Here is a 25,478-nt window from a genome sequence, read left to right as displayed (position 1 = left end):
CTTAGGAATGCTACAATATAGCTATTTGGTGCAGATAAGAAACAAGGAGTGAAACCGTAGCTTATGATGCAAACGATTACAGGAGATGCGGACAAGTGGTTGAATACGATAGAACAGATACAGGATAACTTGCGTAAAGCAGGGGATGAAGCGGGAGCGAGGGCGCTAGGGGATTTGATGGAAAAAGCGCATGCGCAAGAGTTGACCATTGCCTTTTGTGGACATTTTTCAGCAGGTAAATCGAGCTTGATTAACAGCCTGTGCGGTAAAACCGTGCTGCCATCTGGACCGGTGCCTACAAGCGCTAATGTAGTGTCCATCCGTCATGGACGTTCGAGAGTGCTTATTCATCCAGCCCGATCGGTAGAAAACCCGGAGCCGGAAATCGTGGAAGCTTCCCTGTCCGAGCTTGCTGAGTATTGTAAAAATGGTGGAGCCTATGAATCAGTTGAAGTATGGGAGGATATACCGATATTATCTGGCAGAGGAGTGCTGCTGGATACACCCGGCGTAGATTCCACAGACCACGGACACGCGATGGCGACACATTCAGCTTTACATTGGGCTGATATTGTTTTTTATGTGATGGACTACAATCATGTCCAATCTGAGAATAATTTGTCTTTTGCCAAAAGTTTGTCGGATTGGGGCAAGCCACTATATTTGATAATCAATCAAATCGATAAGCACCGAGAGCGGGAGCTATCCTTTACACGTTATCGTAATGAGGTGGAAAGCAGCTTTCATGCCTGGCAGGTACATTACACGGACATTCTGTTTACTTCCTTGAAGGAACAGAATCACCCCTGGAATCAGTGGGAGCAGTTGACGTACTTGATTCCGAATTTGCTGGAGCGCAAAGCAGAGCTTTTGGCTTATAGTTTAGTGTCTTCTATGCACCATTTGGTAGAGCAGCATGTGGAGACGGTGCAGGCCGCTGAAGAAGAGGAACTGAACGCACTGCTCAAAGAAGCAGGTGGAGAAGAGGCCATTTTGCGCCTGGACATAGAGCAGAAGGCCTTACAGCAAGAGGATGAACACTGGAGGATGCTTCCAGAGCAGGAGCATAAACGGCTTCGTCAAGAACTGGATCATCTACTGGAACATGCTCATCTCACGCCTGCGGAGCTACGTGAAGCGGCTGGCGAATATTTAGAAAGCCGCAAGCCGGGCTTTAAAACAGGGTTATGGTTTGCCGGAGGAAAGACGGAGCGAGAAAAGGAGCGCCGTTTGGACCGGCTGGCAGGGATGCTGAGTGATCAGGTGGAGGGACAACTGTTGCCTCATGTGCGTGAGTTACTGAGGTCATGGGGAGAAGGTCAAGGTTTGTGGACCGCTGCGATGGAACAGGAGCTGGATGACATCCGCCCTGCAATGGATCGGCAACTGGTAGAGCAGACAGTAAAGGAAAATGCTTTGTCTCCGGAGTATACGTTGAACTATTGCAAGGACCTGCGCGCTGCTGTGACCGCTGATTGCCGCCGCAAGGCGTTGGCGCTGGTAGACCGCCTGCTGGCCCAGCTTGCGGTACGGGCCGAAGCCAGCCGCGAGGCTCTCGCGGATGCGCGCACTGCGTTGCTGGCGCAGGCGGAAGCTGCGAGCCGTTACAGCACTCGCTTGCAAGCCTTGGCTTCGCACGCCGACCTGCTGCGTAGCATGCTGCCGCAGGCTTCCGCGCCTGGCGGGTTGCCCCGTGTGGGCACGCCTGCTCCTGCGGCCGATACTGCCGCTGCTGCCCCGACAGATACGGCATCAACTGGTGCCGTGCGTCCAGACATTGCTGGCTCGCGCAACGGATCGGTGCAGTCACAAGCAAGCACGACGACAGCGCGGTCTGCCGCCGGGGGCCGCCGTACGCGGCTGGATGCAGCAGCGACACGATTGAAGGCCGCCGCTGCATTAATAAGCCCGTACCCTGCCATGCAAGCGGCTGTTCGGGATTTACATGCGCGTGCCGCTGCACTGGAGGGCGGGCGCTTTACATTGGCGCTATTCGGAGCGTTCAGCGCCGGGAAGTCCAGCTTTGCCAACGCTTTGTTGGGCGAAGCGGTGTTGCCCGTATCGCCCCATCCGACGACAGCGGCGATTAACCGCATTATGGCGCCTACAAGTCATGAGCGCCATGCCACGGCTGACGTCTACATGAAATCAGTGGACGCATTACGGGAAGATCTTAAATACTCTTTTCGGTTATTAGGATTGGGAGAGCCAGCGTCCGTGGGCTGGCAAGAAGCCGTAAATGCGTTATCACCAGAAGGTATTCATCCTGCGGGAAGGCCTCATTACAGCTTTTTGAAGGCTGCTGCAGCTGGATGGGAAGAAGCTGAAAGCTTGCTAGGACAACAGCTTCAGGTGAATCTAGAGCAATATCGAGATTTTGTCGCATCCGAGCGCAAATCATGCTTCGTGGAGCATATCGACCTTTATTATGATTGCACTTTGACTCGTCAGGGCATCGTGCTGGTGGATACGCCAGGTGCCGATTCTGTGAATGCACGGCACACAGGTGTGACCTTCAATTATATGAAGCATGCAGACGCTCTTGTATTTGTGACATATTATAACCATGCGTTTACGCAAGGAGACCGGCAGTTCTTGAATCAATTGGGCCGAGTCAAAGAGACATTGGCGCTGAATCAGACGTTTTTTATCGTCAACGCATCCGATCTGGCGTCTTCTGAAGATGAACTATATTCTGTGACTCAGCATGTGCAGGAACAACTTCAGGCGAACGGAATCCGCAAGCCGCGTATTTATTCGCTTTCCAGCATGCTGGCGTTGGAAGCAGCCGAGCAGGGAGAGGCTTCGCTACGTGCAGCTTCACGGTTTGATGTGTTTGAAAATGATTTTTCGGCATTTGCAGCCGAAGAGCTGGCAGGTTTGTCTATTGCATCTGCTATGCAGGAGCTGGGACGTCTGCGGAGCCGAATAGAACAACATGCTGCTGATGCCCGGTATAGCGCTGAAGAGCGTGAGCTCCGATTAGAGCAATTAACTCGAATTCGTGGGGAACTAGAGAATGTGCTCCTTGGTTCGACTGACAACAATGGTGGATCTGTGCTGTCGGACGAAACCGATGAACTGCTGTATCATGTACGCCAAAGGCTAGCCTACCGGACGGGTGAATTTATGGCAGAAGCGTTCCATCCATCTGTTTTGCGTGAAGGAGTAGGTGATCTTCGTTTGGCCTTTGCATCTTGTGGTCGTGAGCTGATGCGATTGATCGAACTGGAGTTGTCTCAGGAATTGCTGGCAACCACCCTCAGACTAGAAAAAATGGGACAAGCCTTGGTGCGTAAAGCTATCCAACAGTGCGTAGATCACATGAACCTTCAGTTGAATGGGCTAGATTGCACAGTTCCTGGATTTAGAGAATGGGTTGTCCCCGAACTGAGCGATATTTCCTTACAGGAGTCCATTCAGTGGAAGGATTATTGGAATAGCTTTAAAAATCCAAAGCTATTTTTTGAAGGGATGGGTCGGGCGAATTTACAAACTAGACTGGAGCCCATATTACGCCAGTTAATCGGAGAAGCTGTGGATCAGCAGCGAGAACGAATGTCTTCTTTTTACATTGCTATGATGCAAGAGGAACAAACATGGCAGAAAGCACAGCTACGAGAGCAAATGCTGGAGACGATTCGTGGTATGGAACATGCACTTAAGGGCGGTGAGGAGCCACAAGTTTGGGAAGAGCTTGCTGATCAGCTCGCGAATTTAGAGTCAATATAAATATGTTCATGATTGCATTAAGATCAAGACACCGGGTTGTGGGACAATCCGGTGTTTTAAGCATACTTCAAAAAGAAAGGAAAACTGAGGAAATAGCCATATTCAATGATAAGAAAGCGATTTAATTTGTCTAATCACCTACCAATTGCGAACCTGCCTGAAAACGGCCCGTTATCCTCTTTGCCGCCTTGGAACACGGATGGTAAACTTCACTAAGCCATATAACAACGTCGTGCAACTAATGGAGGGACTTGACATGGAAGTGCTCAGGCAACTGCAAGTTTTTTTTCGTGAGAGGAGACATTATCTATTTCTTTCCATTCTATGCCTTGCGATAGCGACGGCCTTGGGACTGGTGTATCCGAACCTGCTCCAACGGCTCATTGATAACGCTATCATTCCCGGTGACTTCGAGAAAGTTCCGGTTCTGGCTCTGACTGTACTGGGAGTCGTGATCATCAAAGGGTTTATGCAATTTTTACATGGTTTTTTTGGTGGACGGCTGGGTAACTATCTGGCGTATCGACTTCGCAATGCCTGTTACGAAAAGCTGCAATTTCTGTCCTTCAGATATTATGACACCGCCAAAACGGGGGATCTTATGTCCCGTCTGACTGGTGATTTGGAGGCGATTCGCAACTTTATCGGGTTTGGTTTTGCGCAACTCCTCAATGTGCTACTGATGGTCGTATTCGGCTCTATCATGATGCTGTATATTAATTGGCAGCTCACCCTCTTTACGATGATCAGCATGCCATTGCTACTCTTCGTCACATTCAAATTTGAATCTCGGATTCATCCCACCTTTCAGGAAATGCGAATTGCTCTCAGCGCCCTGACGACAGCGGTACAAGAAAATATTACAGGTGTGCGAACCGTTAAATCTTTTGCTCGCGAATCCTATGAAGTGGAAAAATTCTCCGTACGTAATGAGCAGTACAAAAGTAACCAAATTCAGGCTGCTTCCTTATGGAGTCGATTTTTTCCTGCGATGGAACTGATTGCCTCGGTCAGTGTGGTTCTTCTCTTGGGCATGGGTGGATATCTAGTTATCCAGAAGTCAATGACCTTGGGGGAACTCGTCGCTTTCTTTAGCTTAATTTGGTATATTATCGGTCCCATCTGGAGCATTGGCTTTCATATCAATAACTATACGCAGTCCAAAGCTTCCGGTGAAAGGGTTTTGGAGTTGCTGAATCAGTCTGTAGATGTAACCGATGAAGCTGATGCACTTACACTCAACGCCGATCAGGTGAAGGGACATGTGACGTTTGATCATGTTACCTTTGCTTACGGAAATAAGCTACCTGCTGTTGTTGACATCAATCTGGATGCGCCACCGGGATCGGTTATTGGGATTTTAGGAGGAACAGGTTCCGGGAAGTCGACCATTATTCAACTACTCATGCGAGCCTACAATGTGAATGCAGGAAGCATCAAGCTGGATGGGACGGATATACGTCATTTGAAAATTCGCGATTTACGTGCTCAAATTTCTTCTGTGTTTCAGGAGACGTTTCTGTTCTCGTCCTCTATACGCAACAATATTGCATATGGGTTAAGTCATGTCAGTATGGATGACATCATACGTGTTTCCAAGCTGGCTCAGGCGCATGAATTCATAACTGAATTACCGCTGGGCTACGACACTGTTGTTGGTGAACGTGGATTGGGACTGTCTGGAGGGCAGAAACAACGGATCGCCATCGCGCGCGCACTACTCAAAAATCCGAAAATTCTCGTGCTGGATGATGCTACCAGTGCGGTCGACATGGAGACGGAGCATGAAATTCAGTCCGGTTTTCAAGAGGTTATGCGTGGACGCACAACGTTTATTATAGCTCATCGAATCTCTTCGCTTCGTCATGCCAATGAAATTGTAGTGCTTGAGGAAGGACGAATCGTCCAACGTGGAACACATGAACAGCTCATTGCTACTCCAGGTCCATATCAAGATGTGTATCATATTCAATACGCCGATTACATAGCGGAGGCTCCAGACGGTGTATCCGAAGGGCAGGTGAGACCATGAATATTCCAGTAGAAAAAGCCAAACCGTTAAAGAAGCCGACCAATGAGCGCTTTGTCTATCAAGATGATGAGGTCATTGATAAACCGTTTAACTGGGAGGAATTCAAACGTTTGCTAGCATACATGAAACCTTATGCCCGTCAGATTCTGCCGATTCTTCTGGTCATGATGATTCTCGGCACGATTACTAAGCTGACGGTTCCATATTTGATCAGTCTGGCCATTGACAAGGCCATTGCTCCCGCATGGCCTGCACTGCCGAGCGTAAAGTTATTGTTGCTCATTACGGGTGCCGTGCTCTTGTTATATTTAATTCAATGGGCAGCCAGTACGTACCGCATTAAATTCACCAATATTATTGGTCAGCGGGTTATTTACGATTTGCGTGAAGATTTGTTCAAGCATATTCAGAAGCTTTCCTTTAACTTTTTTGATAAAAGACCGGCGGGTTCTGTATTAGTACGTGTGACGAATGACATTAACTCGCTACAGGATTTATTTACGAATGGTGCAGTGAATGTCCTGATTGACTGCGTACAGCTTTTCGGAATTATCGTTATTTTGCTGCTTATTAACTGGAAGCTCGGTTTGGCAGTGATTGTGACCGTTCCGATCATGTTTTTGATCTCGACCAAGCTGCGAGTACGCATCCGTCGCGCCTGGCAAGAAGTACGCATGAAGAACTCGCGTATCAATTCTCATTTGAATGAATCTATTCAGGGAATTCGTGTGACACAAGCGTATACGCAGGAGCAGGAAAACATGGCTTATTTCGACGATATGAACAGCTCCAGTAAAAAATCGTGGGATAAGGCTTCTGCTATGAATCAGGTCTTTGGCCCACTTATTGATATTACCGGAGGATTAGGTACGCTTGTGCTGTTCTGGTTTGGAGCGCATTTAATTCAGACAGATCAGCTTACGGTGGGGCTGCTGGTTGCATTCGCCAACTATGTAGGGAACTTTTGGGAGCCAATCAATCGGCTGGGTCAAATGTACAATCAGCTACTGGTTGCGATGGCTTCTTCAGAAAGAATTTTTGAATTCATGGATGAACAGCCGAATATTGCAAACAAACCGGGAGCAAAAGCCTTACCGCCTATCCGGGGTGAAATTCAATTTGAAAAAGTCATTTTTGAATATGAAAAGGGACGTCAGGCGCTTAAAGGTATTAATCTTTCTGTCGAGGCGGGTCAATCTATAGCGCTTGTAGGTCATACCGGATCAGGTAAAAGTACAATTATTAATTTGCTCAGTCGTTTTTATGACATTACGTCAGGGCGACTTACCATTGATGGTTATGATGTGCGAGATGTCACGGTGGAGAGCTTGCGCAGCCAGATTAGCATCGTGCTTCAGGATACATTTATTTTTTCGGGGACGATACGCGATAATATCCGATTTGGCCGTTTGGATGCAACGGATGAGGAAATTGAAGCGGCTGCGAAGGCGGTCAATGCTCATGAATTCATTGTTCACTTACCAGATGGCTATGAAACAGAGGTAGAGGAGCGTGGAGGGATGCTGTCCATGGGCCAGCGCCAGCTCTTATCCTTTGCTCGTGCCTTACTGGCTAATCCGCGAATTCTTATTCTGGATGAGGCCACAGCTAGCATTGATACGGAAACGGAGCTGAAAATTCAGGAGGCTCTTCAGGTTCTATTGGAAGGCAGAACTTCTTTTATGGTTGCTCACCGTTTGTCCACTATTCGGAATGCTGATCATATCGTTGTACTGGACCATGGGGAAATCCAGGAAAGTGGTAATCATGAACAATTGATGAAAAAACATGGAATATATCGGGGGCTGGTGGAAGCACAGTTCAGATTTTTGTAAAAAAAAGATCAAAAAATCGCGTTTTTTGTAAATTAAAATGCCGAGCACTATTGCATTCTTGGAGCTAAACCCTGAAAATAAAGATGAAAAGAGATCAGAGCAATATCGTCAGAGGGGGAAGAGTTCAAGATGTGGGGTGCTCCTTTTTCTGCCAAGGCTAAGAAGATGCTACTGCTGGGTAGCGGCGAATTGGGAAAAGAAGTCATTATTGAAGCTCAGCGGCTTGGCGTGGAATGTATTGCTGTAGATCGCTATGAGCTGGCTCCAGCAATGCAGGTGGCTCATCGCTCTCACTGTCTGGATATGCAGGATGCTGAGGCGTTGAAGGCATTAATTCGCAAGGAACAGCCCGACATAATTGTACCTGAAATCGAAGCTATTGCTACGGGTGCTTTGGAAGAATTAGAGCAAGAGGGATTTCACGTAGTACCAACGGCCCGGGCCGCCCGTCTTACGATGGACCGGGAGGGTATCCGCAGGTTGGCTGCCGAGAAATTACAGCTTCCGACTGCCGCCTACCGTTTTGCAGATCATTTTGAGCAGTTACGGTCGGCGGTTCAAGAGCTGGGCACGCCATGTGTGGTCAAACCCTTAATGAGTTCGTCAGGTAAAGGGCAGTCTGTATGTCGGGCACTCGAAGACGCAGAATCCTGCTGGAATACGGCGCTGGAAGGCGCGCGTGCCAAAACGACACGTGTCATTGTTGAAGCTTTTGTCCCGTTTGAGAGCGAAATTACCTTATTGACCGTCAGATCGGAATCAGGCACGACTTTTTGCCCACCGATTGGCCACATTCAAAAAGATGGGGATTATGTCGAATCTTGGCAGCCTCATGGCATGACGGACAAGCAGCTTTCGGAGGCGCAAGACATTGCCCGTACGATTACGGATGAACTGGGGGGTTACGGATTGTTTGGCGTAGAGCTGTTTTTAACGGCTGATAGCGTCATATTTAGTGAAGTATCCCCGCGTCCGCATGATACAGGTATGGTAACCATGATCACGCAGGATTTGTCTGAATTTGCGCTTCATGTACGGGCGATTCTCGGATTCCCGGTGCCTTCGGTCACGCTGCTTACACCAGGAGCTTCAGCTACCTTGAAGGCAGAAGTGGCAACGCGCGATTTCGCAATAAGCGGTCTGCATGATGCACTATTGCTACCCCGGACACAGGTGCGAGTGTTCGGGAAGCCTGAAACCAAGCCGGGACGCCGGATGGCTGTAGCGCTTAGCGCTGCAGAAGATGTGGAGACAGCACGGAAGACAGCCAAAGAAGCTGCCAATATGCTGAAAGTGGAGGTAAATCATGTCTAACAGTGTGATGATTCCAGTACTGACAATTCGTTCCGTAGAGCTTGGCGATTGTGAAGCCGTAACTGGACTACTTAGAGAAGTCGGATACCCGATGACTTGTGGCGTTATGAAAGAAGTTATGGGAACAGCGCAGGAGGACAGTCAAGCGAATATGATGGTTGCAGAAATGGATGGTTGTGTTGTCGGAGTAATCGGCATGCATACGGCTCAAAGCCTGGCCTATCCTGATCCTGCTGTACAAATCACCATGCTGGTCGTGAGCGGGGAGTATCGCGGCGAAGGCATTGGCAAACGATTGGTTGCTTGTGGTGAGGAGTGGGGGCGTGCGCAAGGCTGCTATCATTTATTCATTACTGGAGCGAATAACCGCATCAAACAAGTAGAGGCCCGTGCTTTCTACAACCGAATCGGCTTTGAGAAGCAAGGCTACCGTTTCAGCAAAAAGCTTAGATAATCAGCTTGCAACAAACAATCTAATACTTAAAGCCTCAATATTTTTAACTTAGTCCTGTTCGCCATTGCCGAGCAGGCTATTTTTTTTCCAACTTTTATACCATTGATGATGCTATAAAACATGATATACTGCTAGAGTAAAGATTACAAAGTTGTAACCTGAGACGTTCACACCAAGGCACTTATACAACAAGGAGATGACGAAATGAAGAATATGTTGAAAAAAACACTGGTGATGGGAAGCTTAAGCGCCGTTTTATCCGCAGGATTCATCGTTCCGGCATCAGCTTCACCAGCTGACGATTTGTCTGCCCAATTACAACAATGGTTTCAAAATAACGGATACACAGTCAATATGTCCAACGGGACGACAACAATAACGAAGACTGTCATTAAGGATTATTCTGAAAAGGACAAGGCTAAAACAAATACAGCAAATCCTTCTTCTGGCAAGCAAACGACGAATCAGGCTAGCCAAAAGGCTTCAAAGACTGTTACCAAGCAACAGACCCAAACACAAAACGCCAACTCAGGTGCAGGTCAGTCTACAGATTCTAATGCACAACTGAGCAAGTCTCAATTTGCAGCCGAGGTGGTAAAGCTTGTAAACAACGAGCGCAGCCAAAAAGGTCTGAAGCCCCTCACCTCTAATGCGAAGCTTACAGAAGTAGCCTTAGCGAAGGCGAAGGACATGAGCACGAACAATTACTTTTCCCATACATCTCCGACTTACGGTTCACCATTTGATATGATGAAAAAATTCGGTGTAACTTATACGTATGCGGGTGAGAATATTGCAATGGGACAAAAAACACCACAAGAAGTAATGAAGGCCTGGATGAATAGTCAGGGACATCGTGAAAATATTTTGAAGGCAGAATATACACAAATCGGTGTGGCTTACTACAATGGATATTGGGTACAAGAGTTCACACGTAACTAAGTTGATAGAAAAAACGTTTCAAACGTGATTTCTGTTTATAAAAAGATAGTGACGAAACGTAATTTAGAGACCCGCTGACAACGTTCAGCGGGTCTTTTTATGTCGCCCATGATTCTTCAAGCATAAACCATTTCTCTATCCCAGAAAAGACATATGGGACGCGCTTATAGTATGATGACAGTAAGCTGAATGGATAACAGACTACTTTTGGAAAGCTAGGTGAACAAATGAGCTACGAAATCGTGCATGAAGGTGCCTTTGCTATGCTCAAGGTACAGTTGAGCCCCGGAGAAACCATTAAAGCGGAAATGGGAGCGATGGTTTCCATGTCTTCCAGTGTAGATATAAAGGGGACGGTAGACGGTGGACTGTTACGTGGTTTAGGCAGAATGCTGAGCGGAGAAAAATTCTTTTTTCAAGAGCTGAGGGCAGCCCGGGGACCCGCTGAAGTACTGCTAGCCCCCGCAAGCATAGGTGATGTACAAGCAGTGGAACTGGATGGCACGTATAGGCTGTTGGTCCAAAAGGACGGTTTTTTGGCCTGTACAGAAGGTATTGAGGTTAGTACCAAAATGCAAAACCTGATGAAAGGTTTATTCTCCGGTGAAGGTTTTTTTATTGTAGAAATCAGTGGCCGAGGCACAGTATTCCTATCCTCTTATGGAGCCATTCACCCTATTTATATTGCGCCAGGAGAGGAGCGTATTATTGATAATGCTCATCTAGTGGCGTGGCCGGATTATATGGATTATAGAATTGAAAAAGCATCTAAAGGCTGGTTGTCCAGCGTAACGAGTGGGGAAGCCCTTGTATGCCGTTTTCGCGGTGAAGGCACAGTACTGATTCAAAGCCGAAATCCGGGTAGTTTTGGACAATGGATTAGAAGTTTCATCCCTGATAGCAAATAGTTCCTTCCGTCTAATCCCGCTGATGAGAGGAAGGGCTATTCGCACAAAAAGTATAATAAAAGGATGGGAATTTGCCATCCTTTTTTAGTATGTTCATGGAAAATTATATGGGATTGTAATCATTGATTTTCGCTTGAACCAGAACGGTTTATTTGCAAAATGACAGGAGAAGCTTTATGTTTATTTCACCAAGCTATCAGGAGGGAACACGAGTGAATTCATCAAAATGGATTTGGCGGTCTGTCGGTTCCGTTTCCATTGCCGCCACACTGCTATTATTGTACGGATTTATTGCAGCAGTACGAAGTATTACGGCTCCAGAGCCATTGGTAAGTACTCAACCTGTACAATCCGGTTCATCGCAGACACAAACTGCACCATCGGCTACTGCTCAGACGGAAGAGTTGCGTGTAGCTGCCATTGGCGATTCGTTAGCCAAAGGAACAGGGGATGACTCCGGAAGTGGTTTTGTGCGTCGGTCGGTGACTTTGTTAAATGATCAGGAAGGACATAAAGCTCGGCTCATAAATAATCTAGGGATTAATGGACTGACGACTCAAGGACTATTAACCAAGCTGGATGAGCCTGGTGTGTCTTATGTACTGAAGAAGGCTAATGTGATTATAGTTTCGATTGGCGGAAATGATTTATTTCAGGGCGCACAGGCGGCCCAAACCGGCAAAGAGCCACCTACACTCAGCGGTTTGCGCAAAGCTCTGCCTGATGCAGCCAAACGTCTGCAAAAGGTGCTAACAAAGGTAGGGAAAATCAATCCGAATGCTAAAATTGTCTATGTAGGATTGTATAATCCATTCAGTGATCTGCGGGAAATGAAAATTCCCGGTAATCTTGTGGTAACTGAATGGAATATGGCTGCCATGGCAATTACCAACCAAAACAGTAACATGACGCTGGTTCCAACTTTCGATTTATTCGAGCAAAATTTGCCGGTCTATTTATCATCCGATCATTTTCATCCCAACGGACAAGGCTATCAGGCAATCGCTGAACGTATCGCACAAGGATTTGCTGTTACCGCAACGAAGGGTACCGATCATGTAAATCCTAATCAACAGTCTACAAGTAGCCAACCTGCAGAAGCGAAAAAGGGAGGGAACAAGTAATGAGCATCCAATCTGCTGACAAGACCGAGGCTGGCGTGACCCAAGATTCGACATCCACGAATGCAGTGTCCAGTCTTCATTCCTCCAATCAGGTTGGTAGCGCAGACAGAGACAGCAGCAATAATGAAATCGTGCTCTCTGTTCAGCATGTTAAAAAACGCATTAAACGCAAAATGATCATTCATGATGTAACGTTCGACGTTCGCGCAGGTGAAATTTTCGGATTTCTCGGCCCCAATGGAGCAGGAAAAACGACGACTATTCGTATGCTGGTCGATTTAATTAAGCCTACGGAAGGGACGATTACCGTATGCGGTCATAATGTAAATCGTGACCCTGAGCAGGCTTTACGGCATATTGGTTCTATTGTGGAAAATCCAGAGGTGTACAGCTACCTGACAGGATGGGAGAATTTAGAACATTTTGCCCGCATGCAGCCTGGCGTAGATGAACAGCGCATCCGCGAGGTGGTTGAGTTGGTTCGGCTCGATCGTCGCATCCATGATAAGGTAAGTACATATTCACTGGGGATGCGCCAACGTCTTGGTATAGCTCAAGCCTTGCTTGGCAGACCTAAGCTACTCATTTTGGATGAGCCGACGAACGGGCTAGACCCCAAGGGAATCAAAGAGATGAGAGCTTTTATCCGTTTGTTAGCGGCAGAAGGCATGGCTGTATTTGTTTCCAGTCATTTGCTCAGCGAGATCCAGTTGCTATGTGATCGTGTGGCAATTATTAGTCGGGGAAAGGTGCTGGCTGTTGGTGGGGTACAGGAACTGGTTGAGACACACTCACATATGGCTGTATGGCAGCTGGAGCCTCGCGATCAAGGCCTTGCCCTATTGCAAAATTCTCCGTATGTGCACATAATTACGAACGTCGATGAATTAATTGATGACAGCATTGTTGCAGGCAGCGGAGTCGATGCTATTTTTACAGAAATGGATGAAGAGCATATTGCGAAGCTGGTCGCACACATGACAGCTTCCGGTATTTCCGTTAAAGGTGTAACCAAAATTAATCCTACACTGGAGCAACTATTCCTGAAAATGACGGAAGGTGAGATACTTGAATAATATTTTACCGCTCGTACAAAATGAAACCCTTAAAATTATCAAGAAGAAACGATTTTATGTCATTTTACTTGTTTTGCTTGTGCTTGTGCCGATTTTTACGTACGCTCAGATGAAAGTGGCAGAAAACAATCGCAAGAAATTCGGCAATGATTGGCGGCTGGAACTGCGTCAAGCCATTACCGATAACCAAAACTCGCTGGGCAGCGATAGGGTTCCTGAGGAATGGAAGACCTATCGTCGGGTCTTTGTGCAGCAGATGCAATATTATCTGGAGAATGATGTGAATCCTAATGAGCCGAGTGGCGTCACTTTTACCAGAGAGTTTATGGATAACTCCATAAATCTGTTCGTTCCGTTGTTGATCATGGCCATTGCTTCGGACTTGGTTTCAGGAGAACGGACGACAGGCACGATAAAAATGTTGCTGACTCGGCCGGTCAGGCGGTGGAAAATACTGCTGAGCAAGCTGCTGACACTGTATATGTTCGTTTCGCTCATCATTTTGGCCGTATTTGTCATTAGTTATCTCATATCAGGCTTGTTTTTTGGTTTTCGTGGTTTTAATGTTCCGGTATTTACCGGCTTTCAAATTGTTGGATCGACGGTGGATTTGTCTGCTGTACATGCCATTCCACAATGGCATTACCTGATGCTGCAAGCCGGATTGATCTGGTTTGTCAGTCTGGTGGTTGCTTCGTTAGCCTTTATGGTATCTGTTCTGGTACGTAGTACAGCTGCAAGTATCGTGGTCATGATGGCCGCGCTCATTTCGGGCACTATACTGACCAACATGGCTTCATCTTGGCAGAGCGCCAAATATTTATTTATGGTTAACCTCGGATTAACCGATTATTTATCTGGAAGCCCTGCCCCGATTGAGGGAATGACCCTGCCGTTTTCTTTAGCTGTACTGGGCATTTGGGGGGCTGCGGCGTTGATTGTTTCATTCGCCGTCTTTACGAAACGGGATATATTGAATTAAAATGGACAAGGTAAAAGAAAACATCTGTTTGCATTTTTGGTGAAAACCATCAAGAATAAGGCAAAACACGGTTACGATTAGACAAAGGGGGAGCATGAATGGTCGACAAAATCGACTTGTCTGCGGGAGCTTCCGGTACACAGAACGGAGCTTCAGAATATGGCGCGGACGACATTCAAGTGCTCGAAGGGCTTGTGGCAGTTCGCAAACGGCCGGGCATGTACATCGGGAGCACCAGTTCTTCGGGACTGCATCATTTGGTATGGGAAATTGTAGACAACGCGGTGGATGAACATCTCGCCAAGTTTTGCTCTCGCATTGATATCACAATGCATAAGGACGGTTCTGTTACAGTATCAGACAACGGGCGCGGTATTCCTACGGGAATGCACAAAATGGGAATTCCTACGCCTCAAGTTGTATTCACCATTTTGCACGCCGGAGGTAAGTTTGGCGGTTCGGGATATAAAAAGTCCGGGGGTCTGCATGGGGTAGGTGCGTCTGTAACGAACGCTCTTTCGGAATGGCTTGAAGTGGAAATCTACCGAGACGGCAAGATTCACCGTCAGCGGTTTGAATATTGGCAGGACAAGAAGGGCGTGGAGCATGTCGGTGAACCGACCACAGGCCTTGAAGTGCTGGGCAATACTAACAAGACGGGCTCGAAAATTACATTTAAACCGGATATTCGCGTTTTTCAGTCAGGAATTCATTTTAACTACGATACGCTGGCTGAACGCCTTCAGGAAATTGCTTTTCTGAATTCCGGCCTTCGTATTCAGCTTAAAGACGAGCGCAGCGGAAAGTCAGATGAATATTTTTATGAGGGTGGAGCAAGTCAGTTTGTTTCTTTTTTGAATGAGGGTAAGGATGTACTGCATGATGTTATTCACTTTAATGCCGAGAAAGAAGACATTGAAGTGGAGATTGCCATCCAATACAATGCCGGCTACACAGAGACGATTGCTTCGTTCGTTAACTCCATTCCGACACGTGGCGGGGGTACGCATGAAACAGGCTTCAAAACCGCTTACACTCGTATCATGAACGACTATGCACGCAAAACAGCGATGTTGAAGGAAAAGGATAAAAACCTGGAAGGTAACGATCTGCGTGAGGGTATGATGGCTGTAATCAGTGTCAAGATGGCCGAGGTTGAATTTGTCGGTCAGACAAAAGATCAGCTGGGTAGTGCTTCGGCGCGGAGTACAGTGGATGCCATCGTATCTGAACAAATGCAGCGCTTTTTGGAGGAAAATCCACAGATAGCGCAAACCTTGATCAGAAAGGCAGTTCAAGCATCCAAAGCGCGTGAAGCTGCACGTAAGGCTCGGGACGAAATGCGTTCTGGCAAGAAACGCAGTGAAAGTTCTAATTTGAATGGCAAACTGTCGCCTGCGCAGTCTAAGGATTTTACACGTAATGAGTTATTTATCGTGGAAGGCGATTCGGCTGGAGGATCGGCCAAACAAGGACGGGATTCCAAAATCCAGGCAATTTTGCCGTTAAAGGGCAAGCCGATGAATCCGGAAAAATCAAAGTTGGCGGATATTATGAAAAATGATGAGTATCGTGCGATTACGGCAGCGATTGGCGCGGGGGTAGGAACTGAGTTCACGCTGGAAGACAGCAATTATTCCAAAATCATCATTATGACCGATGCAGATACAGATGGCGCGCACATTCAAGTACTGTTGTTGACGTTCTTTTATCGGTACATGAAAGAACTCATTGATGCAGGACGCATATTTATTGCTCAGCCGCCATTGTATAAAATAACCCGCAAGTCGGGTAAGCTCGAAACGGTTCGTTATGCCTGGACTGACGAGCAGCTTGATAATTACTTAAAAGAATTTGGACGGAATTTTGAGCTTCAACGTTATAAAGGACTCGGGGAGATGAACCCTGATCAGTTATGGGAAACGACAATGAATCCCGAGTCACGCACCCTGTTGCGCGTTCAGATTGAGGATGCTGCCAAAGCTGAACGCCGTGTGTCCACATTGATGGGTGATAAGGTGGATCCACGTAAGCGCTGGATCGTGGAAAACGTGGATTTCACGGAATACGTAGAGTAGTGCTATTAAATGAGGTGTAGACATGAGCTTATCGGAGCAATTTTTGCCAGCTTATCTGGAGGAAATGGTCGGTGACCGCTTTGGCCGATATTCCAAATATATAATTCAGGATCGGGCGATACCTGATGTACGGGATGGATTAAAGCCTGTGCAACGCCGAATACTGTACGCGATGTACGATTCGGGTAATACCCCGGAAAAAGCGTATCGCAAATCCGCCAAAACCGTTGGGGACGTTATGGGTAATTACCATCCTCATGGTGATTCATCTATTTACGATGGGATGGTACGGATGGCGCAACCTTGGAAAATGAGCCACGTACTGGTGGATGGCCACGGCAACTGGGGCTCTCAGGACGACGATCCTGCGGCAGCTATGCGTTACACGGAGGCACGATTATCTCCGATCGCAATGGAAATGCTGCGTGATATCGAAAAACGTACGGTTTTGTTCAAGGATAACTTTGATAACTCGGCAAAGGAACCTGTTGTGCTGCCATCCCGTTATCCTAATTTGTTGGTAAACGGATCCAGCGGGATTTCAGCGGGATTTGCAACGGAAATTCCAACTCATAGCTTGCGTGAGGTGATTGACGCCACCATCGCAGTGATGGAAAAGCCGCAGATCGAGCTAGAAGAGATTATGACCTTTATTAAAGGTCCGGATTTCCCGACTGGCGGACTCATTATGGGTGGCGAAGGCATCAAGGATGCTTACAGAACAGGCAAAGGACGTATTTATATCCGTTCCAAAACGGAAATTCAGTCTTTGCGTGGAGGCAAGCAGCAACTGGTTATTACAGAGATTCCATACCAGGTTGTTAAATCCAGGCTCGTAACCGCTATGGAAAACATCCGTTTGGAGAAAAAGGTAGAAGGGATTGCCGAGGTTCGTGACGAGAGCGGGCGAAATGGCCTGCGTATTGTTGTCGAGCTGAAGAAGGAAGCGGATGCAGAAGGTATTTTGGCATACCTGCTGAAAAAAACCGATCTACAGGTGGCTTATAACTTCAATATGGTAGCCATCGTAAACAAAGCACCACACCAGCTTGGATTAAAGTCCATTTTGGAAGCGTATATAGCTCACCAGCGCGAGGTTGTCACAAACCGTATCAAGTTTGAACTGGAAAAGGCGGAGGATCGCGCACATGTACTGGAAGGTTTAGTCAAGGCGCTGAACATTCTGGATGAGGTCATCGCGGCTATTAAAGCTTCTAAAAATCGTCAGGATGCACAAAATAATTTGCAATGGATGTTTGGCTTTAGTGAACGACAAGCGGATTCCATTTTGACTCTGCAATTGTACCGTCTTACGAATCTTGAAATTACAACTCTCGAAAAAGAACTTGCTGACATTCAGAAGAAAATTACTCAATATCGTTCTATTCTGGATAGCGACCGCAAGCTGATCAGTCTGATCCGCAAGGAACTGCTGGAAATTCGTGAAAAGTACGGTATTGACCGCCGCTCGGAGATACAGGGTGAGGTAGAAGAGATTAAGGTAAACCTGGAGGTCATGGTTGCGGCAGAGGATGTGTTGCTGACCCTCTCGAAAGATGGATATGTGAAACGTACGAGTATGCTGTCGTTCACTCGTTCTGGCGGGGAACGTTCAAACTCAGGTGTTAAAGAAGGGGACTACATTACCCAGTTCCTTGACGTGAATACACTCGATGTGCTGCTCGTCTTCACCCAGCGTGGACAATACTTTTTGCTGCCTGTGCACCAGGTACCAGAGTATAAGTGGAAAGAGCCGGGCACTCCAATTGTCAATGTCATTTCGCTAGCGAAGGAAGATCGGATCGTAAGCGTTATTCCGATCAAAAACATGGAGGAAATCGGCAAAAGCCTGGTGTTTGTAACGAAGAAAGGGCAAGTCAAACGAACAGAACTTACAGAATATGCTACAAAACGCTCCAGTGCTGTAGCAGCCTGCAAGGTGGCTGGCGACGATGAGATACTATCAGTAACGTTAAGCGACAATAGCAAGGATATAATGTTGATTACCCGTGCGGGGATGAGCATACGTTTCAAGGAGCAAGAGGTTAATGCCATGGGCCGCGTTTCAGCGGGAGTCAAAGGTATACAACTGGCGGAAGGCGATGAAATTGTCGCAGCACTATGGGTAGAAGAGGATGAAGGAGAGGTGCTGGTACTGACCGAATCCGGTTACGGTAAGCGTACGCTACTGCTGGATTATCCTTCTCAGGGAAGAGGCGGTAAAGGAATCAGCACCTTCGAATTCAAGGAAGGCAAGCGGGTGCGTTCGAACGGAACTCGAATTGTGGCTGCCTTCTATTGTCGTGAAGCTGTTCAATTATTTGTCATCACATCAGAAGGGCAGACGATGTCCTTCCTTTCGGAAAAAGCTCCTTTAACCGACCGCAAGGATACAGGCAAGCTGCTGGCTCCTGTGGAGAAGAAGGACGAAATTGTAAATGTGCTGCCGCGTAGTGAACCTCAGAGTTCGCAGACAGTAGAATAATTGTAAAGTCAAGCGTTTTTTAGCTCGAAAAAGAGAGGTCCTCACGTGCCATTCCGGCACGAATGAGGACCTTTTTGCCGTCATGCTGTCGAACCTTGACCTGCCTCCAAATCCGAAGTGAGACTTCCTTCCCCTTTTCATTTGATGCTCCAAAAACGGCAGGAAACTGAAGGGAAATGGCGAAAATTTAATGTGATGAAATACAATCCGGACGGTGGCCCATACGGTAACATTGATGCTTTTACTGACCCTGTTATTCAAAGGAGTGAGGCAAAATGCAAACGACCGAATTTGCAAAAATCTGGTCCAGAATGGCTAAGGACTACAAGGTTCATATGGAGCAGCAACTAGCTCCATCACTAACTGAGGCTCAACTCACGGTGCTGGAGGTTCTGAACGAATACGGCCGCATGAAGCCGTCTCAACTTATCCCATATCTCGCCACCACACCTGCGGCAGTTACGATGCTATTGGATCGGATGGAGCGGAATCGACTGGTCACCCGGTTCAGAGACGTAAAGGACCGTAGAATTGTATGGATTGTTATTTCAGATCAAGGTAGAGAAGAAGTGGAGCGTGGATTGCAAATCAGGGACGATTTTCTGGGTTCTGCGCTAAACCGAATATCTCAGCACAATCAGAATTTGCTAGTTTATTTGTTGGGGAAAATTACAACGAAGTCGAAAACTGCTGTATCAGCCAGTGAAAACGAGGGAATAAAGGAACAAATAGAGCGAGCAGAATAGCTTTCTGAGGCGAATAGAAATGCGCGGGTAAATGCCGATCGTGGTATTCATTTCCGCGCTTTTTTGTGTTCAAGCATAGGTAGTATTTGGGGGAATGTTGACATTTACATAAGAGATGATAAAATAATAGTTATAAATAAATAACATTTCGTATACGAATAGTTACTAGTTTGTGTATATGGGTAAAGAATATGTATTGGGAAGAAGGATGGTTCTAGTGAGTGACAGAGAGGAAGACAGACTTGAGGTGTACCGGATTATTCAATCGGTAAGGGAGGTTAACAAGACAATATTTTATGCTTTCTGGAATGAGGAGCAGCATTTGGATCTGACGGCGATGCAGCACATGGCTTTGGCCATTCTAAATAAACGTCCCAATATTGGGTTATCCGAGCTGGCAGAGATAGCTCATGTGGGAAGCAGCTCTATGAGCGGGGTGGTTGACCGCTTGACCAAGGCGGGATATATCGCTCGTGGACGGCATGAGCATGATCGCAGATCTTTAGTACTGACGCTTACGCCAGAAGGAAAAGATATCATGCAAAAGGTAGACGCCATGTGGATGGAGCGCGTCTTGCCAATTCTGGACATCCCGAAGGAGCAGCTAGAGTTGCTCTTGGATGTTCATAAACAAATGATCATGAAATTAACACCGAAGGGAATGAATCAACTTGAGCAGTCCTCAAATGACACTACCAGGTAATGTCCGCAGAGCACCCATTGTGGCCGCTCTGTTGATTGGCGCAATTGTTGCGATTTTAAACCAGACGTTGATAAGTGTGGCTTTACCGAAAATGATGAGTGATCTGAATGTAGATGCCAATATAGCTCAGTGGCTTAGCACAGGCTTTATGCTCGTAAACGGGGTATTAATCCCGGTGACCGCATTCCTGATTGCCCGTTTCTCTACTCGTAAATTGTTTATTAGTGCGATGACTATTTTTTCAATCGGCACGCTGTTATGTGCAATAGCGCCGAGTTTTAGTATCTTGCTAATCGGTCGGCTTATTCAGGCTGCGGGTGCAGGGATTATGATGCCATTAATGATGGTCGTTATCTTGAACATTTACCCAATAGAGCGTCGTGGCCGTGCAATGGGAACGCTGGGGCTTGCGATGGGGTTTGCTCCAGCCATTGGACCAACCTTATCTGGTTATATAGTGCAGCATTATGACTGGCGAGTATTGTTCTGGATTATCCTGCCGATTTCCGTGATTTCGATTGTGATCGGATTTATTTTTCTGAAAAATGTAACCGAGCAATCCAAGCCTAAGCTGGACATTCTCAGTGTTATTTTGTCTACACTCGGTTTCGGCGGGCTGTTATACGGCTTTAGTGATGCTGGAACATCAGGTTGGGGAAGTATTCCAGTCCTGTCTACACTCATCGTCGGGACGATTGCGCTTATTTTATTTATTGTCCGACAACTGAAGGTAGATGAGCCTATGCTGGAGTTCCGTATCTTTAAATACGATGTGTACAGCTTGACGACAATCATTAATGTTATTGTGACGATGGCTCTGTACGCTGGTATGATATTGCTTCCGATTTATTTGCAAAATATTCGCGGATTTACACCGCTCCAGTCTGGTATGCTAATGCTGCCAGGAGCGATTCTGATGGGGATCATGTCTCCTGTGACGGGGGCTATTTTTGACCGAATTGGAGCGCGCTGGCTGTCTGTAATTGGGTTGTTGATCATGACTATAACGACTTGGGAATTCACACGTTTAACCGAATCAACCACCTATTTGACACTCTTAATCAACTATACGGTACGGATGTTCGGGATGTCGTTGCTGATGATGCCGATCCAAACAGCCGGACTGAATCAGCTTCCACAACGATTGAATGCCCATGGTACAGCGATGGGCAATACGCTGCGTATGATTTCGGGCTCGATTGGGACAGCAATTCTAGTGACGGTAATGTCTACTCAAACCAGCAATCGTTTGACCACGATGATTGCATCTGAAGGACTGAACGTTACGGACAAAGCGGGAATGCTGGCTGCTGGCAATCAAGCTACGATTTACGGTATTAACTCGGCTTTTATCATTGCTACACTATTGAGCGTGACGGCTTTGGTTTTAGCGTTTTTCATCAAAAATACGAATGCACAAAACGCACGTTCCCGTCAACAGCTGGTCAACAGCGAGAAGGGGAATACCGTGGCTTCCTCATCATAAGCATGGATACATTTTAATTTGCTTTTGTGAAAAAAGAGAACCCGCATTGCATGTTTGTTTACATGCAGTGCGGGTTCTTTGTAGTAAGTCTGCTCAATTCTCCGACGTAATCATCTTCTCATAAAGCGACAAGGGCCACTCACTCCAAGGAAATTGGACGGGAGGCAGTGAGTGGAAGCTCATCGCTTCCTTGCTGACCGGATGCGGTGCTCCAGCGAGCAAGGACCAGAGGGCCAGCTGTTGACCAGGACGGCTCAGATTACCGCCATATTTTTGGTCCCCATAGAGGGGACAGCCGATTGCCTGCATCTGTACGCGAATTTGGTGCGAGCGTCCGGTGTGTAGCTTAATTTCCACAAGACTGAGTCCAGCAGCCTGTCCGATAACGCGGTATTCCAAAATGGCTTCCTTGGCACCGGCCGTGCCGGGTCGAACCGTTTTGACCGTGTTGGTACGGCTGTCCTTTAGCAGGTAATGGGTTAGCCGGCCTTGAAGAGCCGCAGGAACGCCATTCAGAACAGCTGTGTACAGCTTGTGAAAATGACGACTTCGAACCGACTCTGACAGGCGAGAAGCAGCTTTGGACGTCTTGGCAAAAATCATGGCTCCGCCTACAGGCCGATCTAGCCTGTGAACTAAACCTAAAAAGACGTTACCAGGCTTATTGTGTCTGATTTTCAAATCTTCCTTGAGTAAAGACAGCAGATCGGGATCACCGCTGGCATCCTCCTGTGTCGGAACATTGACAGGCTTTACAACCGCCAGGACATGGTTGTCCTCATATAGTACGGGAATATTCGGCTGTGCATGCTCTTGCCGAGTAAGTTCATCTTGATTCATAAGAGGAATTAAGCCTCCCAGCGTCCGAGAATACCACAAGGCAAATTCAATCCTGAGCGTGTGATCGGCAATCCGATTTCACCAGCGCTAATTTGGCCCCCATACTTTTGTTGCATCGTCATGCTCAGCATGTTACGCAATACAGTAGGTGAAATTCCCGTCGTGTAGGAGTTGATCAGCATAAACAAGGGTTGATCTGAAATGATGCTCATGCAGGATTCAAGGAACGGATATAAGCTTTCTTCAAGCTTCCAGGTTTCTCCATTAGGTCCACGTCCGTAAGAAGGAGGGTCCATAATAATGGCATCATAACGGTTGCCTCGACGTTGTTCCCGTTGCACGAACTTGAACACGTCGTCTGTAATGAAGCGCACCGGACGGTCAGCCAGACCGGACAATTGAACGTTTTCCTTTGCCCACTGCACCATACCTTTGGCGGCATCCACGTGAACTACACTGGCTCCGGCATACGCTGCGGCAGTCGTGGCCCCTCCTGTGTATGCAAACAGGTTCAGTACGGAAATAGGTCTGCCCGCGCCTTTAATTTTATCCATCATCCAGCTCCAGTTGGCTGCTTGCTCTGGGAAAAGGCCAGTATGCTTGAAGCTGGTCGGTTTAATGTGGAATTTAAGCGGTCCATAGCTAATCGTCCAGCGCTCGGGGATAGGCTTTTTCATATCCCATTGGCCTCCCCCGGAAGAGCTGCGGTGATAATGCCCATGAACATTCCGCCATTCCGCTGTTTCCTGGGTCAAAGGCCATATGATTTGCGGATCGGGACGACGCAGGACAATATTGCCCCAACGTTCCAGCTTTTCACCACCGCCTGTATCCATTACTTCATAGTCTTTCCACTCTTGTGCTACATACATGTACAATCCATCCTTCAGCAGTCAATTCAGGATTTAGGCAGTAAGCTGCGTAAAATCCCCATATGGAGTCTATTGTACAACAAACCTTAGCAACAATCGAATGATTCCATGAATAAGTAAGTAGTTAGACAGAGCAAAAATATTTTTTTCGGATGTACTTGTAATTAGAGCGCTTCCATATTAAAATGAAATCAATCCCACTTGTACGTACAACTATCCGATTTTCATTCTATTTATGAAAGATGGATTATGTTGTACGTACATAATATTTTCGCATCTATCTATAGATTTTAATTGTGAACAGTCGCATATAATGCGACTTTTTTGCGTATATGTTTACCAAAATACAGTTGATGATTGAAATTAGTATTTGACAATGAGAATCATTATCAAATATTATTTGAGTAATAGGGAATGAAAGCATCCCATATTTCAAATAAAGGTGAGGGATGAACTTGGGTAAAATCATGATTGCTTATGCTAGCATGACCGGTAATACAGAGGAAATCGCGGAATTGATCGCCGAGGGTGTTCGTCAGGCAGGGCATGAGGCGGAGTTGAAGGCTTCGTATGATTGCAGCGCGCAAGAATTGCTTGCATATGACGGATTCCTGTTGGGTGTATATACATGGGGAGATGGTGAGCTTCCTGATGAATTTTTAGATTTTTACGAGGAACTAGACGAGCTTGATCTGTCTGGTAAAAAGACTGCTGTATTTGGCAGTGGAGATACATCTTATACACAATTCTGTGGCGCAGTGGACTTAGTAGAGGAAAAAGTCAAAGAACGCGGCGCATCGGTCGTTCAGGAGAGTCTGAAGATTGAATTCAATCCACTCGATGATGAGAAGGAGAATTGCCGGGCTTACGGAAGACAATTTGCGCAGGCTGGTATTGGAGTGTCCTGAGAAGAGAGTGAGGGATAGGTATGCGCAATAGCGATAGCTTAAGCGGCTTTCCTCTTCTGCACGACTATCAGCTTGAGGAGATGTGGAGAACTCCGCAGCCAATCCGTCAATCACAGAGAAAACGAGGGCGTGAGGGTTGGAATTGGCGGCAACGGGTTCAGTATGCGATAGGGCATGCGCTGAACGAATACTTTGGAATGGAAGTAGAGGTACGGCGAGAAGTCCCTGTCCAGTATGTGCTGGAGAAGTGGTGGCCTAAACAGTCGAACAGTTTTGAATCCTTGTTCCATTACTGGGATGTCAAAAATAAAGTGTCAGGCGAGTTGTCAAAAATATGTGCCTTAAATAATGACTTATTGGTGCCTGTGATGTTGTATGAACAATTTTGTACAGCGGTGCCTGAGTTGGAGGTCGATATTTCGCTGATTATTCAGGCAGCCTGGCAACAATCAGAACAAGCGGATTCATTACTGATTCAAAAGTATATGGTGGACTACAACCCTAACGTTATTAGTACTTTTCAACATTTAACAAATGTATTTTGTTATTATGCATTTGGAGCTCTCCCTCAGCTTATCGAAGTATACTGTCTGCTAGAAGGCAAGAAGGTTCGTTTTCTTCCTGGTTCGGCTTCTTTACAGCAATCTTTGGATTACGTACGACTATTAAAAGACTCCAGAGAGGATATGCATGGGATCGCAGAACGCTGTCGTTGTAGGGGATGTATGGGGCAGCAAGGTTCTCAGCAGAACAGAGCGAATAAGGACAAAAAGGAAGAGCGGGAGGCGAAAAACTGTAGGGATCGGTCATTTGGACCTACGCCTTTCTCTTAGGTTTATTGTGTGAACCTTTAAATGTAAACTATCCCTTTTCATGAAAGAGCCTTGGAAACAAGGTTCTTTTTTGTGAAAAAAAATTCTGAAAAAACTGAAAATTTATATTGCCTGAATAGATAAATATA

General features: G+C 46.7%; 19 protein-coding genes. 17 read left to right on the top strand and 2 right to left on the bottom strand.

Translation table 11 applies throughout. The annotated features are described in order from the left end of the window. Positions 1-63 precede the first annotated feature (63 nt). The 15 genes from PPM_RS14895 to PPM_RS14825 all read left to right on the top strand — a co-directional run bounded on the left by PPM_RS14895 (position 64) and on the right by PPM_RS14825 (position 21,897). Positions 64-3,732: a dynamin family protein gene (locus tag PPM_RS14895; protein ID WP_013371591.1), complete on the top strand. Its 3,669-nt coding sequence runs from the start codon at positions 64-66 to the stop codon at positions 3,730-3,732. Positions 3,733-3,988: 256 nt separating this feature from the next. Continuing rightward, entirely contained in the window at positions 3,989-5,764 is a 1,776-nt protein-coding gene (locus PPM_RS14890) for an ABC transporter ATP-binding protein (RefSeq protein WP_013371589.1), read from the top strand. After that, the gene (locus PPM_RS14885) at positions 5,761-7,599 is read left to right on the top strand and encodes an ABC transporter ATP-binding protein (protein WP_013371588.1); all 1,839 of its coding nucleotides are present in this window, start codon (positions 5,761-5,763) and stop codon (positions 7,597-7,599) included. Before PPM_RS14890 ends, PPM_RS14885 begins: the two co-directional genes overlap by 4 nt. Before the next feature lie 129 nt (positions 7,600-7,728). Beyond that, on the top strand, positions 7,729-8,913 hold the full coding sequence (gene purT, locus PPM_RS14880; protein WP_013371587.1) for a formate-dependent phosphoribosylglycinamide formyltransferase: 1,185 nt from the start codon (positions 7,729-7,731) through the stop codon (positions 8,911-8,913). Further along, complete coding sequence (locus PPM_RS14875; protein WP_013371586.1) at positions 8,906-9,367, top strand: GNAT family N-acetyltransferase; 462 nt, start codon at positions 8,906-8,908, stop codon at positions 9,365-9,367. Before purT ends, PPM_RS14875 begins: the two co-directional genes overlap by 8 nt. Positions 9,368-9,571: 204 nt before the next feature. Beyond that, the gene (locus PPM_RS14870) at positions 9,572-10,309 is read left to right on the top strand and encodes a CAP domain-containing protein (protein WP_013371585.1); all 738 of its coding nucleotides are present in this window, start codon (positions 9,572-9,574) and stop codon (positions 10,307-10,309) included. 227 nt (positions 10,310-10,536) lie between these two features. After that, positions 10,537-11,217, top strand: coding sequence for a TIGR00266 family protein (locus PPM_RS14865; RefSeq protein ID WP_013371584.1), 681 nt, complete (start codon positions 10,537-10,539; stop codon positions 11,215-11,217). Between the two features lie 176 nt (positions 11,218-11,393). Beyond that, positions 11,394-12,341: a GDSL-type esterase/lipase family protein gene (locus tag PPM_RS14860; RefSeq protein ID WP_013371583.1), complete on the top strand. Its 948-nt coding sequence runs from the start codon at positions 11,394-11,396 to the stop codon at positions 12,339-12,341. Next, entirely contained in the window at positions 12,341-13,417 is a 1,077-nt protein-coding gene (locus tag PPM_RS14855) for an ABC transporter ATP-binding protein (RefSeq protein WP_013371582.1), read from the top strand. Before PPM_RS14860 ends, PPM_RS14855 begins: the two co-directional genes overlap by 1 nt. Then, the gene (locus tag PPM_RS14850; protein WP_013371581.1) at positions 13,410-14,399 is read left to right on the top strand and encodes an ABC transporter permease; all 990 of its coding nucleotides are present in this window, start codon (positions 13,410-13,412) and stop codon (positions 14,397-14,399) included. The genes PPM_RS14855 and PPM_RS14850 overlap by 8 nt, the downstream gene beginning before the upstream one ends. Before the next feature lie 98 nt (positions 14,400-14,497). Next, complete coding sequence (gene parE, locus PPM_RS14845; protein ID WP_013371580.1) at positions 14,498-16,477, top strand: DNA topoisomerase IV subunit B; 1,980 nt, start codon at positions 14,498-14,500, stop codon at positions 16,475-16,477. 22 nt (positions 16,478-16,499) lie between these two features. Continuing rightward, positions 16,500-18,962, top strand: a complete 2,463-nt coding sequence (gene gyrA / locus PPM_RS14840) for a DNA gyrase subunit A (RefSeq protein ID WP_013371579.1) — start codon at positions 16,500-16,502, stop codon at positions 18,960-18,962. 275 nt (positions 18,963-19,237) lie between these two features. Further along, the gene (locus PPM_RS14835) at positions 19,238-19,708 is read left to right on the top strand and encodes a MarR family winged helix-turn-helix transcriptional regulator (protein ID WP_013371578.1); all 471 of its coding nucleotides are present in this window, start codon (positions 19,238-19,240) and stop codon (positions 19,706-19,708) included. A gap of 217 nt (positions 19,709-19,925) precedes the next feature. Then, positions 19,926-20,411 (top strand): MarR family winged helix-turn-helix transcriptional regulator, encoded by a 486-nt coding sequence (locus tag PPM_RS14830; protein ID WP_013371577.1) that lies wholly within the window; start codon positions 19,926-19,928, stop codon positions 20,409-20,411. Beyond that, a complete protein-coding gene (locus PPM_RS14825) occupies positions 20,395-21,897 on the top strand; it encodes a DHA2 family efflux MFS transporter permease subunit (protein WP_013371576.1) in 1,503 nt (500 codons plus the stop codon). Before PPM_RS14830 ends, PPM_RS14825 begins: the two co-directional genes overlap by 17 nt. A 93-nt stretch (positions 21,898-21,990) precedes the next feature. Here PPM_RS14825 and PPM_RS14820 read toward each other — a convergent pair whose 3' ends face one another. Next, positions 21,991-22,737: an RluA family pseudouridine synthase gene (locus tag PPM_RS14820; RefSeq protein ID WP_013371575.1), complete on the bottom strand. Its 747-nt coding sequence runs from the start codon at positions 22,735-22,737 to the stop codon at positions 21,991-21,993. A gap of 8 nt (positions 22,738-22,745) precedes the next feature. Continuing rightward, entirely contained in the window at positions 22,746-23,609 is an 864-nt protein-coding gene (locus tag PPM_RS14815) for a class I SAM-dependent methyltransferase (protein WP_013371574.1), read from the bottom strand. A gap of 449 nt (positions 23,610-24,058) precedes the next feature. Here PPM_RS14815 and PPM_RS14810 point away from each other — a divergent pair, with 449 nt between their 5' ends. Then, positions 24,059-24,517 carry a flavodoxin gene (locus PPM_RS14810; RefSeq protein WP_013371573.1) on the top strand — a complete coding sequence of 153 codons (459 nt, stop codon included), beginning with the start codon at positions 24,059-24,061 and terminating at the stop codon, positions 24,515-24,517. Positions 24,518-24,537: 20 nt separating this feature from the next. Further along, a complete protein-coding gene (locus PPM_RS14805; protein ID WP_013371572.1) occupies positions 24,538-25,350 on the top strand; it encodes a hypothetical protein in 813 nt (270 codons plus the stop codon). The last annotated feature ends 128 nt before the right edge of the window (positions 25,351-25,478 follow it).

Origin of the sequence: Paenibacillus polymyxa M1, from assembly GCF_000237325.1 — a bacterium.
GTDB classification, from domain to species: domain Bacteria; phylum Bacillota; class Bacilli; order Paenibacillales; family Paenibacillaceae; genus Paenibacillus; species Paenibacillus polymyxa_C.
This window is presented reverse-complemented; position numbering and strand designations above follow the sequence as displayed.

Coding starts and splice junctions, on each gene's coding strand:
- PPM_RS14895 (WP_013371591.1), top strand. CDS start 64: ATGATGCAAACGATTACAGGAGATGCGGACAAGTGGTTGAATACGATA.
- PPM_RS14890 (WP_013371589.1), top strand. CDS start 3,989: ATGGAAGTGCTCAGGCAACTGCAAGTTTTTTTTCGTGAGAGGAGACAT.
- PPM_RS14885 (WP_013371588.1), top strand. CDS start 5,761: ATGAATATTCCAGTAGAAAAAGCCAAACCGTTAAAGAAGCCGACCAAT.
- purT (WP_013371587.1), top strand. CDS start 7,729: ATGTGGGGTGCTCCTTTTTCTGCCAAGGCTAAGAAGATGCTACTGCTG.
- PPM_RS14875 (WP_013371586.1), top strand. CDS start 8,906: ATGTCTAACAGTGTGATGATTCCAGTACTGACAATTCGTTCCGTAGAG.
- PPM_RS14870 (WP_013371585.1), top strand. CDS start 9,572: ATGAAGAATATGTTGAAAAAAACACTGGTGATGGGAAGCTTAAGCGCC.
- PPM_RS14865 (WP_013371584.1), top strand. CDS start 10,537: ATGAGCTACGAAATCGTGCATGAAGGTGCCTTTGCTATGCTCAAGGTA.
- PPM_RS14860 (WP_013371583.1), top strand. CDS start 11,394: ATGTTTATTTCACCAAGCTATCAGGAGGGAACACGAGTGAATTCATCA.
- PPM_RS14855 (WP_013371582.1), top strand. CDS start 12,341: ATGAGCATCCAATCTGCTGACAAGACCGAGGCTGGCGTGACCCAAGAT.
- parE (WP_013371580.1), top strand. CDS start 14,498: ATGGTCGACAAAATCGACTTGTCTGCGGGAGCTTCCGGTACACAGAAC.
- gyrA (WP_013371579.1), top strand. CDS start 16,500: ATGAGCTTATCGGAGCAATTTTTGCCAGCTTATCTGGAGGAAATGGTC.
- PPM_RS14835 (WP_013371578.1), top strand. CDS start 19,238: ATGCAAACGACCGAATTTGCAAAAATCTGGTCCAGAATGGCTAAGGAC.
- PPM_RS14825 (WP_013371576.1), top strand. CDS start 20,395: ATGACACTACCAGGTAATGTCCGCAGAGCACCCATTGTGGCCGCTCTG.
- PPM_RS14820 (WP_013371575.1), bottom strand. CDS start 22,737: ATGAATCAAGATGAACTTACTCGGCAAGAGCATGCACAGCCGAATATT.
- PPM_RS14815 (WP_013371574.1), bottom strand. CDS start 23,609: ATGTATGTAGCACAAGAGTGGAAAGACTATGAAGTAATGGATACAGGC.
- PPM_RS14810 (WP_013371573.1), top strand. CDS start 24,059: ATGAACTTGGGTAAAATCATGATTGCTTATGCTAGCATGACCGGTAAT.
- PPM_RS14805 (WP_013371572.1), top strand. CDS start 24,538: ATGCGCAATAGCGATAGCTTAAGCGGCTTTCCTCTTCTGCACGACTAT.